At 58.6% G+C, this 10,957-nt stretch carries 11 protein-coding genes; all 11 read right to left on the bottom strand.

Annotated features, from left to right (window positions below):
- Nucleotides 1-9 precede the first annotated feature (9 nt).
- Nucleotides 10-1,572, bottom strand: coding sequence for an HAL/PAL/TAL family ammonia-lyase (locus SHEW_RS18225; RefSeq protein ID WP_011867312.1), 1,563 nt, complete (start codon nucleotides 1,570-1,572; stop codon nucleotides 10-12).
- Nucleotides 1,573-3,291, bottom strand: coding sequence for a glycosyltransferase family 2 protein (locus tag SHEW_RS18220; RefSeq protein ID WP_011867311.1), 1,719 nt, complete (start codon nucleotides 3,289-3,291; stop codon nucleotides 1,573-1,575).
- A complete protein-coding gene (locus SHEW_RS18215; protein WP_011867310.1) occupies nucleotides 3,291-3,662 on the bottom strand; it encodes an ApeI family dehydratase in 372 nt (123 codons plus the stop codon). The genes SHEW_RS18220 and SHEW_RS18215 overlap by 1 nt, the downstream gene beginning before the upstream one ends.
- Nucleotides 3,655-5,016: an AMP-binding protein gene (locus SHEW_RS18210; protein WP_011867309.1), complete on the bottom strand. Its 1,362-nt coding sequence runs from the start codon at nucleotides 5,014-5,016 to the stop codon at nucleotides 3,655-3,657. Before SHEW_RS18210 ends, SHEW_RS18215 begins: the two co-directional genes overlap by 8 nt.
- Complete coding sequence (locus tag SHEW_RS18205) at nucleotides 5,013-5,561, bottom strand: COG4648 family protein (RefSeq protein ID WP_011867308.1); 549 nt, start codon at nucleotides 5,559-5,561, stop codon at nucleotides 5,013-5,015. The genes SHEW_RS18210 and SHEW_RS18205 overlap by 4 nt, the downstream gene beginning before the upstream one ends.
- Nucleotides 5,561-5,809 (bottom strand): acyl carrier protein, encoded by a 249-nt coding sequence (locus SHEW_RS18200; RefSeq protein WP_011867307.1) that lies wholly within the window; start codon nucleotides 5,807-5,809, stop codon nucleotides 5,561-5,563. Before SHEW_RS18200 ends, SHEW_RS18205 begins: the two co-directional genes overlap by 1 nt.
- 8 nt (nucleotides 5,810-5,817) lie before the next feature.
- Nucleotides 5,818-6,072, bottom strand: coding sequence for a phosphopantetheine-binding protein (locus SHEW_RS18195; protein WP_011867306.1), 255 nt, complete (start codon nucleotides 6,070-6,072; stop codon nucleotides 5,818-5,820).
- Complete coding sequence (locus SHEW_RS18190; RefSeq protein ID WP_011867305.1) at nucleotides 6,050-6,871, bottom strand: lysophospholipid acyltransferase family protein; 822 nt, start codon at nucleotides 6,869-6,871, stop codon at nucleotides 6,050-6,052. Before SHEW_RS18190 ends, SHEW_RS18195 begins: the two co-directional genes overlap by 23 nt.
- Nucleotides 6,864-7,598: a beta-ketoacyl synthase chain length factor gene (locus tag SHEW_RS18185; RefSeq protein WP_011867304.1), complete on the bottom strand. Its 735-nt coding sequence runs from the start codon at nucleotides 7,596-7,598 to the stop codon at nucleotides 6,864-6,866. The genes SHEW_RS18190 and SHEW_RS18185 overlap by 8 nt, the downstream gene beginning before the upstream one ends.
- A 192-nt stretch (nucleotides 7,599-7,790) precedes the next feature.
- Nucleotides 7,791-8,663, bottom strand: a complete 873-nt coding sequence (locus SHEW_RS18180) for a DUF3014 domain-containing protein (RefSeq protein ID WP_011867303.1) — start codon at nucleotides 8,661-8,663, stop codon at nucleotides 7,791-7,793.
- A 126-nt stretch (nucleotides 8,664-8,789) separates the two neighbouring features.
- A complete protein-coding gene (gene recG, locus SHEW_RS18175; RefSeq protein WP_011867302.1) occupies nucleotides 8,790-10,865 on the bottom strand; it encodes an ATP-dependent DNA helicase RecG in 2,076 nt (691 codons plus the stop codon).
- Nucleotides 10,866-10,957 lie beyond the last annotated feature (92 nt).

The following is a 10,957-nucleotide window of genomic DNA, read 5'->3' as shown; positions in this document are numbered from 1 at the left end:
TCGCGCCTCCTAGTGACACACTTCCCACAGTCCCTGCTGGATCTTGTCTACCGTCTGTCTGAGTACGGTCTCCAGGGGGCTGTCTTCGGTGAGCAGTTCAAAGTCGGCGCTGACCTGATCTAGGGTCTTGGCGACAGAGGTGGTGAGCGAGGCATGGCAGAGCTCGCCCTGGGCGATACGCAAGTGAATGCCCTGGGTCATGGCCAGCAGCGCAGCCGCGGCCACCTGTTCGGTGAGTTGCAACACGCGCATACAGTCGCGGGCGGCGATAGTGCCCATGCTCACCTTGTCTTGGTTGTGACACTCGGTGGAGCGTGAGAAGACGCTGGCAGGCATAGTGTTCTTCAGCGCTTCGGCGGTCCAGGCCGATACGCCTATCTGCACCGCCTTGAAGCCGTGATTGATCGCCTTGCGGCTGCCTTGGGCGCCAGAGAGGTTGGCGGGCAGGCCATTGTTAAATTTAGGGTCCATCACTAGGGCCATCTGTCGGTCGATAAGGTCGGCGATATTGGCGATGGCGTTCTTCATCGAGTCCATCACGAAACCGATATGACCGCCATAGAAGTGGCCGCCGTGGAGCACGTGCTCGCCCTCGCCGTCGACGATAGGGTTGTCGTTGGCGCTATTGAGTTCGGTCTCGATAAACTGACGCATGAAGGGCAGGGCATCTTGCAGCACGCCTATGATGTGCGGCGCGCAGCGGATCGAGTATCTGTCTTGTAGGCGATCCGAGTTGCGTGGATGCTCGTGGTGGTTGAGATCTTCGCGTATCCAGGCTGCGATCTGGTTTTGGCCCGGATGGGGCTTGGCCGCAAACAGGATATCGTCGAAATGGTTGGAGTTACCCTTGAGCGTCAGCGAGGCCATGGCAGTGATACGGCTGGCCAGACGGTTCAGGTATTGAGCCCTGTCGTAGGCAAGACAGGCCAGCGCCGTCATGACGGCGGTGCCGTTCATCAGGGCCAGACCCTCCTTGGGACGCAGAGTCAACGGGGTAATGTCTAGTTCACGGTACACATCTGCGGTAGCGCGGCGCTCGCCTTGGTAGATCACCTCGCGCTCACCCACTAGCACGGCGGCTAGGTAGGAGAGAGGGGTGAGATCGCCGCTGGCGCCCACAGAACCCTCTTCCGGGATCACTGGGGTGATACCCAGGTTCAGCAGAGTCTCGATGCGTTTCAGCAGTTCGTAGCTGACGCCAGATTTACCCACGGCCAGCGAGCTTAGGCGGCACGCCATCACGGCCCTGGCCTGCATGACGGAGAGAATGTTACCCATGCCACAGCCGTGGAAACGCGACAGATGCAGTGGCAGTTCGTGCACCAGATCCAGGCCGACTGTGACGGTACAGGAGTCGCCGTAGCCTGTGGTGACGCCATAGACCACGCCCTCTTCGGCTAACAGGCTGTCGATAAAGCGGGCACCTTTCTGGATATATTCCTGATAGTCGGCGCTCTCCTTGAGCTGGGCCTTGGCGCCCTTGGCGATGGCAACGACCTCCTCGAGATTGAGATTACGCTGGCCAAATTCGACCAGGGTGGCGGAGGCGGGGGATTGAGTCGTCTGTGTCATCTATTTCTCTGTCCTGTTAGGCGTTTGAGGCTTGGCCTCGCGCAGGAGTTCATCGTCCTTGCGCCAAAAATCGAAAAAGTTAAACCATTGCAGCGGTGCACGGCGGGCGTAGTGTTCCAGACGCTCGGCGTAACGATTCACCGCTGCTTGTAGTCGTTCCATGCGGCCGGCACGCGGCCCCTTGAGGGTGTCGGCAAAGTGCTCTACGTGCACCCGGTAGCGGCCGTTTTCCCTGAGGCAGAACATCAGGTACACGGGGCAGTCCAGCAGGCTGGCCAGAATAAACGGACCTTGGGGGAAAGGCGCTGCCTTGCCCATGAAGGGGGCATAAAACACCCGGCCTTCACTGCTGGTGGAGGTGCGATCGCCGGCGATCACCACGAGTTCTCCCTGCTCTATCTTCTGTTGCAACAGCATAGAGGTGCTGGGGCCCAGTTCGGTCACCTGGATCAGGTTCAGGGCACTGTCAGGGTTTAGCTGTTTCAGTACCCGGTTGAAGTTCTCCGCGTTCTGGGTCAGCACCATGACGTTGACCTTCACCTTGCGCTGGTGAATCGATATGGCGCGGCAAAGCTCCAGGTTACCCAGGTGGGAGACCAGCAGCACGGCACCTTGTCCCTGGGCCAGCGGCTTGGCGAGTACCTCGCGGTCGGGAAAGTCGACCTGGCTGAGTTTGATGCGATCGCACCAAGCGTCGATACGATCCAGTGCCGCATTGCCGAAGGCGATGAAGTGCTTGAGGCTGTGGCGCCAGTTTATCTCGCCCTGGAGATCCGGATGTTTGGGTTCGAGTCGCTGCACCTGACGCAGGAAAGTCTGGCTGGCGTGCCGAGCTGTGCGGCCGGTGGCGAAGAAGTAGCAGATCACCGGATACATGATGGCGCGGCATAGCCAGTGGCCGCCCAGCTTATAACTGGTGGCCAACAGCTTGATGCCCCAGTAGCTGCCGCGCTCGCCCATGCGAGACCAGTGCTTCACCGTCTTGGGGCGGCTGCGCTTGTGGCGCAGTAGCTGTGGCATGCGTCTTAACATGCCGAAGAAGAGTTTGCTGTGCATGGCGGAGATGCGCACATTGTCTTTGAAGCCCTGGAAGTGGCTGCTGCCATCTTCTGGGTAGATCACCCTTGTCGGCAGGTGTTTTACCTCGACGCCCTGCCAGTAGAGCTTGACCAGTACCTCGATATCGAAGTCCATGCGCTCGCCCAGTGCCTCGTTGAGAAACAGCTGCTCGGTGGCGGCCAGAGGGTAGACGCGAAAACCGCACATGGAGTCTCGAATATCCAGGCTCAGGGTCTCGACCCAGACCCAGAAGTGGGTGAGATAGCGGCCATAGAGACGCCCCTTGGGCACGGACTCATCGTATTGCGGCAGGCCGGAGATCAGCGCATGGGGCTGAGCCTTAGCCGTCTCGATCATCTTAGGTATATCGTCAAGATCGTGTTGACCGTCGGCGTCTACCTGCAGCGCATGGCTAAAACCATCGGCATAGGCAGCCCTGAGGCCCGTCATCACCGCGGCGCCTTTGCCCCGGTTGAAGGGATGATGCAGCAGGCGCACCCAGTCGTGCTGCGCCGCCAGCTGGCAGAGCAGGTGTCGGGTCTCGTCGTCGCTGCCATCGTTAACCAGATAACAGGTGAGTCCCAAGGGCTCCAGGCGTGCAAGGGTAGCCTTGATCGCCTGGCGATGGTTGTAGTTGGGGATGACTAATGCCAGCTGCATCAGCCTCTCTCCTCGTTGTCGTGTGGCGTCAGGCAGACGCGGCCCGAGCCGAAGCGCTGCTCGCCCTGATAGTAGGCGAAGGTGAGCTTATGTTTGGCGCGATTGAGGCTGATCTTCAGTTGCACCTCGCTGCCGGGCAGGATCAACTGTTGAAACTTGAGCACCTCTAGGCTCTTCACCTGGGGCGCATAGCCAAATTCGCTGGCGCCCAGCTGTACCGCCCAATCCAGTTGGGTTACGCCGGGAAGCACCGCCTGCTCGGGAAAATGCCCCTCGAAATAGGGCAGGTCGGCATCGATGCGCAGCTGCCATTCGACGCCATCTTCCAGGCAACGTTTGGCCATGATGGGTGGCAGGTTTGACTTAATCATGTGTAAACAACTCCAACAGCTCCTTGTGGATACGCTTGCCCTGGGTGTTGAGCGGTAGCTCGGCGGGGTAACGCCAGCGTCTTGGCAGGGTAACACGCTCAAACTGACTCAGCAGATGCTGCTTGAGGGCGTTGTTGACCGCCAGTTTACCTTCCTGTTCCAGCAAAGTATTGCCCTCGGCAGACAGCCTGATGGCGGCGCCTAGCTGTACCCTGGGCTGCTCCAGCACCACGAGCGCGGCCTGATCCACCAAGGGGTGGCTCTCCAGCAGGGCTTCCATCTGCACTAGGGACAGGCGCTTCTCCTCTATCTTGACGATGCGATCCAGTCGTCCCTGCAACACGAACTCACCGGGAGCGATTAGCTGAATCTTGTCGTCACACCTGAGCCAGTCGCTACTTTCCAGATAAGGGGACTTGAGCCAGAGGGCACCGTCGTCTGGATCTTGCTTGATCTCATGGGTGGCAAAGGCGCGCCAGCTCTGCTGGTTGTTCTGCTGACGACGATAGGCGATGCCGCCGGTTTCCGTGCTGCCGAAGACCTCGATGGGCGGCTTGCCATAGCAGTGGGCGATGGCATTGGCGGCCTCCAGGCTCAACGGGCCGCCCGAACTGAAGATCAGACTGGGCGCGCGCAGCTGCGGCTGATGCTCCAGGGCATCTGGCAGGCGAGAGAGCTGCGCCGGGCTGCTGATCAGGCAGAGATTAGGGAACAGGTTGGCATAATAGGTCAGGGTCTCTGGGTACTCCACCAGATCGCTCAAGAAGGGGCGACTGGCGGCCAGGGGCCAGAGCACCTTAAACAACAGACCATAGATATGCTGATGGGAGACGGTGGCGATCACGCTGCATTGGGGCAGGTGATTGGCAAAGGTCTGCTCCAGCACCGTCACCTCGGCATCGAGCTGATCCAGCGTCTTAGTGATCGCCTTGGGCTGTCCGCTGGAGCCTGAGGTGTAGAGGATTAACTCGCCAAATGTTTGGCTGGTGGGCCAGGGGCCAGGATGTTTGAGATCCTTATGCAGGGCGACATAGTCTTTGGCCTCGCACAGCGGACTGTCTGCCAGCACGGCATCGAACTCATGGGTGAGTTCGCTCAGGGTGCCGCTTTGGGTGTTGGCGGGCAGGATCAGTTGTTTACCCGCCAGCAGACCGGCGCACAGGCCAACCGCGAACAGGTCGCTGCTGTCGCAGGCCAACAGCCAGCGCTTCGCCTTGTGTTGGCTCAGGGCCTCGAAGATGGCGGCCACTTGGGCGGTAAAGGCCTCACCCGTCAGAATATCGTGGTGATTGAAGCTGATAAGCTGCTGGCTCGCCGGCCCATGCCTGAGCCAATGTTTGAGTAGGGCTGTCATGACTTTTTCAACCAGAAGGTGCGATATAACCATTCTCCGCCGAGCAGTGTACCGATCAGCAGATAGGCGATAAATCCATTATAGAGGGTCCAGGTCGCCAGGCTAGTGGCGCTGGCGGTGTAGAGGGCCATGGCGCCGTTGAAGACAAACAGACCACACCAGATCTGGGTGACCTTGCGCAGGTAGGGGATCGCTTCGTCGGGAAGATCCGGCTCCTTCAGCCTGGCGAGACGCTCTATCATGGTGGGACCATGTTTGAGGGAGTAGGCAAACAGCGCCAACATGCTCAGGTTGATCACCACGGGATAGTAGAGCAGCCAGGCAGTCTGCTTCGCCAGGTAGCTGCCCGCGGTCAGGAAGATGCCCACGACGATTGGCAGCATCATGGCCCTGACCTGTTGCCTCTGCAAGGCGAGCCTGAGCAGGAGCAGAGAGCAGAGCAGGAGGGCGATCACGCCCGGCGGCAAATAGTTCAGGCCGAAGTAGACGGCCAGGGGGTACCCCAGCACGACTAGGCCGGTGACTAGTTGCAGGAACAGGCGCATTACTGCTTCACTAGTCCTTCGATAGCCGTTACCACGTCGTCGACGGTACGCACGGCCTTAAACTCGTCGGGCTGGATCTTCTTGCCCGTGAGTTGTTGTAGCTTAATCACTAGATCCACAGCGTCTATGCTGTCGAGATCCAGCTCTTGGTACAGGGATGCCTCTGGGGTGATGTCGTCGGCATCGATTTCAAACTCATCCACCAGGATCTGAGTCAGCATCTGTAGAATTTGCTCACGATTTTGCATGCTGCCTCCTAACCGCGTTGAGATTCGATAAAGCTTGCCAGGCTGGCAACACTGTAGAAATGGGCCTTGGTGGCTTCCGAGTTGGCTTCGATTTTGACATCGAACTGCTTCTTGATGGCCAGTCCCAGCTCAAGTGCATCGATAGAGTCCAGTCCCAGACCGTCGCCAAAGAGCGGCGCATCTGTGTCGATGTCGTCGATGCTGACATCTTCGAGATCCAGGCAATCTATGATGAGTTGTTTAATTTCGTTTTGTAAGCTCATAATTTTTATCAAGTTGTTGTTTATAATATTCTTCGAGATCCCGCGTCAACTGACGGGCCATCTTGGCGTCTCCACCCGTTTGAGCATGATACCTGATATGCTCGATAGTTTCGCCTACTTCGACATTCATGCCTATGGTTTGGCGAGGTATCTCATACCAGGGTTCCTGCTTGGTCAGGCCGACGGCATTGGTTCTTAATACCACGGGGATCAGGTCTATGTTTGTGCGCAGGGCGATATTGGCTGCGCCCCTTGCAAATTCGTTAACTATCTCGCCCTTAACGGTACGTGTGCCCTCGGGAAAGATGATCATGTTAGTGCCTTGGGCCAGCACCTCGCTGCAATCCTTGAGGAGGAGATCGGCGCCGCGGTTGGGAATATAACCGGCGCAGGAGACCACGCCCCGCAGGAAGGGGTTACGCCATAGTCCCTGCTTGACGATACAGCCGACATTGGGCATCAGGCTGATCAGCACCACCACGTCGACCAGGGTCGGATGGTTGGCGATGATCACCTTGCCCTTGGCACTTTCCAGCCGTTGCAGATCTTGGGTGGTCACCCGAATCACCCCGGCCCAGGTGAGCATACGCACGAAGCCACGAAACATCAGGTGCACAGCGCGCTGCACCCGGGCGATGCGCACCTGCTGGCTGCCGGGCCAGAACCTCAGCACCGGCAATATGGTGAGTGAGCTGAGCAGGCCTCCCAAACCGAAGGCGATATAGCAGCTCACCCCGCCCAGCCAGCGAGGAATATAGGCGATGCCGGTCAGGCGTTTGGCGACGACCTGACTAGTCATGACAGATCCGCACCAGGTATTGATTCAGGCGCCCCTCGAGCGGTTGCTGGCTGGCGATGGCGTGGATCACTTGGCCAAAGCTCAGCGGCTGCGCCGCCGCCAATTCGGTGGCATCTGGCTTGGTCTCAATGACTAGCTGAGTGCCTGAAACCTGATCTTGGCATAGCGACAACTGCAGCGCGATGGCGAGCGGCAGCTCGGGTTCCTGGGTAAATTCTTTGTAGATATCTGACACAGGCTCGTCGCCAAACACCAGCAGCAGCGGCGCGTTATCTTCCGCCAGTTGTCCATAGGCCTCGACAAGGGCCTGGATGAGGGTGGCCTCACCGGCGGCGATCGAGGTCGAAGGCGCGCGGTTATCTGTCAATATGCTGAAGATGCCGCTGGCGGTGTTATGCACCGATTGGCTGAAACCTATGGGCGAAATGGGCTGCTGGCGCACTATGTCCTGCAGCAGATCCACTGTGCGGTTAAGCTCGCCGTGGCGAGAGGCGAAGATAGTACGGCATTGGGCGGGCGCATCGCACTGAAAGGCGACATCCAACAGCATCTTGGTGAGCTTGCTAAAGCGTCGCCTTTGCATGGCGGGCACTTGCTTCAGCGCCGGGGCGGCCAGAGCGAGCTGCTCGGCATCTGCCGGCGGCGTTGGCCATGTTTGCCAATCGCTTAAGCACTGGTATAGGGGAGACCAGGCGCCCGCAGAATGAATGTGAAAGTGTAACCGCACTACTTTGCCTCTAAATACAGCGTCTTGCTGATGTTTTCCATAACCAGAAACTGAGCCACAAGGTGTATTTGTGGGGCGGCTATTGTACACCCTTTGACGGGTGACATAAATATGTGATTGATCTGTTGCTAGATAGTGTGAACTGAGGAGGTAGGAGGGAGCTCGCCCACGGGGAGGTGGGCGAGCTGGAGGTTATGACTGTTTGAGCTGCTTCTTGAGCTTACGCAGGGCGGCCTTGACCTTCTTGCTGTTTTCCGGACCCATGCGGATCATCAGCTTCTGGGCGTTGGGCAGGCTCTCGAGCTGAGGGTCGACAAACTTATAGTTTACGCTGACGCTGTCCAGCTCAATCGGCGCGTCGATGACGGGGGCGGATAGCATGACGTCTATCGCCTCTACCATACGGTCATCGAAATTCATGTCGGGATAACCCAGCTCGGCAAAGGCCTCACCCAGCAGCGGCTTCACCTTGTTATAGGTGCTAAGCAGCTGCTCCTCGTCCAGGTTATCGACGAAGTTCGCATAGAGATCATACCTATGGTAGCTGTCGGGATTGAGGTAGGTCTTGTTGGTTACCTCGGAGACGGTAAACTTGCTGTTGGGCGCCTTGAGTGGGCTCACCTTCCGGGCCAGCTCGCCTTGGGCCAGGTTGTCGACGAACACCACGAAGTGTCTGACGATATCTTTTTCGACCAGTAGCGGGTCTATCTTCATGCCGTTGGCGACTTCGACCGTCTTGTCATGAACATATTGATCGCTTTCGGCCAGTGTCGGTAGGGTCTCAACCGCCTCGGCTGGTGCTTCTTCTACCTGTGCTTCAGGCTCCGGCGCCAGGTTTTCTGGCTCAGGCAGGGCCGCATCGGTTGGCAAGGGCTGCTCCGGCTCTGGCTCAGGCAGGGTAATAGGGGCTGGCAATTCAGGCTCGGGCGCGGGCTCGTCACTGCCCAGGAAATAGTAGGCGCCGGCGGCGAGCAACACTAGTATGATCACCACGGCAATGCTGAGCGCATTGATCCCGCTGCGCGCTGTCTGTGGGGCAATTCTATCTTCTTGACTGACTTGCATGAGATTTCCTTGAATTGTGGCTGGAATAAGCCCTGTGACCACAGAGGCCTCTTTCCATTCTGCAAAATTCACCGGGCTTGTCTAGGGGCGGCCAGTGAAATAAAAAATATTTAATTGTTAGCTGAGTTAGGCCTGCACGTATTGCTGGCGCTCCCCTAACCAACGCAGCACTATGGCGTCAACATTTTCCGGCACCTCTTGCATCACATGTTGGGCCAGTTTCTGTATGTGGGGGATGAGGGCCTGATCCCGTACCAAGTCCGCTATCTTCATGTCGGCGATACCTGTCTGCTTGGTGCCTAAGACCTCACCCGGCCCGCGGATCTCCAGATCTTTCTGGGCGATCACGAAGCCGTCGTTACTGTCTCTAAGCACTCCCAGGCGCTGGGTGGCGGTGTGGGAAAGCGGCGCCTTGTAGAGCAGCACACAGTGGCTGGCCACGGCGCCGCGGCCGACACGCCCCCGCAGCTGATGCAGCTGGGCGAGCCCCAGACGCTCGGGGTTTTCGATGATCATCAGGCTGGCATTGGGCACATCGACCCCCACCTCGATCACTGTAGTGGCCACCAGTAGCTGTATGCTGCCGGCCTTGAAGGCGTCCATGATCGCTTGTTTCTCGGCGGGTTTCATGCGGCCATGCACCAGGCCGATGGCGAGCTCGGGCAGCAGCTGCTTAAGCTCCTCGGCCGTGTCTTCTGCGGCCTGACATTCCAGCACCTCAGATTCTTCGATCAGGGTGCAGACCCAGTAGGCTTGACGCCCATCTTGCAGCGCGGCCTGGCGCACGCGATCGATCACCTCACCGCGGCGATTGTCTGAGATGGCGACCGTGGTCACCGGCGTACGCCCCGGCGGCAGCTCGTCGATGATGGAGGTATCGAGATCTGCATAGGCGGTCATCGCCAAGGTGCGGGGGATAGGGGTTGCCGTCATGATCAGCTGATGTGGGTGGAAGCCCTGCCTGATCCCTTTCTCTCGCAGCCCCAGACGTTGATGCACCCCGAACCTGTGCTGCTCATCGATGATGATCAGCGCCAGGCGATTGAACTCCACCTGCTCCTGAAAGATGGCGTGGGTGCCGATGACGATATGGGCCTCGCCGCTCTTAATCTGCTGCAGCGACTGCGCCCGCGCCTTGCCCTTGAGCTTACCCGCCAGCCAGCCGACCGTTAGGCCGAGGTGTTCAAACCAGGCGGCGAAGTTGTTGGCGTGCTGCTCGGCGAGCAGTTCCGTCGGCGCCATCATGGCCACCTGATAGCCGCTCTCTATGGCCTGTAGCGCCGCCAGCGCCGCCACTAGCGTCTTGCCCGAGCCCACATCGCCCTGCACCAGGCGCATCATAGGGTGTGCCTTGTCGAGATCTTGGGTGATATCGGCTACCACTCTCTGCTGGGCGCCAGTGGGCTTAAAGGGTAAGGATGCCAGGAAGGGATTGAGTAGCTGCCCGGTGGGCTGCATCGCGATGGCCTTATCATGATTGCTGCGGGCCCTGAGCTGTAACATGCTCAGGTTGTGGGCCAGCAGTTCCTCTTGGATCAGCCTTTGCTGCGCCGGATGCGTGCCCTGCTCCAGGGCAAAGGGGCTGACCTCGCTCGGGGGTCTGTGCAGCAACTGCAACGCGTCGACCAATGAGAGTTGATTGGGCCTCAGCTGAGGCGGCAATAGTTCGGTCAGGGCGCCATGGGCCAGCAGCGCCAGGGCCTGATCCGTCAAACGGATCCAGCTGGCCTGCTTGAGTCCCTCTGTGGTCGGGTAGATGGGGGTCAGGGTATCGCTGAGGCTAAAGTCGCTCTCGCCGTTGAGCATCTTGTATTCCGGGTGGATGATCTCCCGGTGAAGCTTGCCCCGACGCACCTCGCCATAGGCGCGAATGCGCTCGCCCTCTTCGAGGCCGTTACGCATGGCGGCGGAGAAGTTGAAGAAGCGCAGGGTTATGGTGCCCGAGTCGTCACGCACCGTGCAGGTGAGCATACGCTTGCGGCCCTGGACGATCTGGGTCGATTGTATGATCCCCTCTATGGTGCCGTAGCTACCGGGATAGAGGGCGGCGATGGGATAGATTTGGGTGCGGTCTTCGTAGCGTAGCGGCAGGTGAAACAGCAGATCCTGAACTGTATTGATGCCGAGTTTCTCCAGCCGCTGCGCCATCTTGGCGGCAACGCCCTTTAACTCTGTCACAGCCATGAGATCGAGTCTATCCACGCTTTGTACCCATTTGATTTAGCGTTCTATTTAACCAGAACCTGAGTCTATTACTGTAAATATATACATATACTATCAGAGTTCGGCATGAA

It is taken from the genome of Shewanella loihica PV-4, assembly GCF_000016065.1.
GTDB classification, from domain to species: Bacteria; Pseudomonadota; Gammaproteobacteria; order Enterobacterales; family Shewanellaceae; genus Shewanella; species Shewanella loihica.
Note: the sequence above shows the minus strand (reverse complement) of the source record. Positions and strands in the feature narration are given on the sequence as shown.

What these genes read in the sequence shown, in the direction of transcription:
- SHEW_RS18215 (WP_011867310.1), bottom strand. Translation starts at nt 3,662, where the DNA reads ATGATTAAGTCAAACCTGCCACCCATCATGGCCAAACGTTGCCTGGAA.
- SHEW_RS18195 (WP_011867306.1), bottom strand. Translation starts at nt 6,072, where the DNA reads ATGAGCTTACAAAACGAAATTAAACAACTCATCATAGATTGCCTGGAT.
- SHEW_RS18205 (WP_011867308.1), bottom strand. Translation starts at nt 5,561, where the DNA reads ATGCGCCTGTTCCTGCAACTAGTCACCGGCCTAGTCGTGCTGGGGTAC.
- SHEW_RS18210 (WP_011867309.1), bottom strand. Translation starts at nt 5,016, where the DNA reads ATGACAGCCCTACTCAAACATTGGCTCAGGCATGGGCCGGCGAGCCAG.
- SHEW_RS18200 (WP_011867307.1), bottom strand. Translation starts at nt 5,809, where the DNA reads ATGCAAAATCGTGAGCAAATTCTACAGATGCTGACTCAGATCCTGGTG.
- SHEW_RS18225 (WP_011867312.1), bottom strand. Translation starts at nt 1,572, where the DNA reads ATGACACAGACGACTCAATCCCCCGCCTCCGCCACCCTGGTCGAATTT.
- SHEW_RS18180 (WP_011867303.1), bottom strand. Translation starts at nt 8,663, where the DNA reads ATGCAAGTCAGTCAAGAAGATAGAATTGCCCCACAGACAGCGCGCAGC.
- SHEW_RS18190 (WP_011867305.1), bottom strand. Translation starts at nt 6,871, where the DNA reads ATGACTAGTCAGGTCGTCGCCAAACGCCTGACCGGCATCGCCTATATT.
- SHEW_RS18220 (WP_011867311.1), bottom strand. Translation starts at nt 3,291, where the DNA reads ATGCAGCTGGCATTAGTCATCCCCAACTACAACCATCGCCAGGCGATC.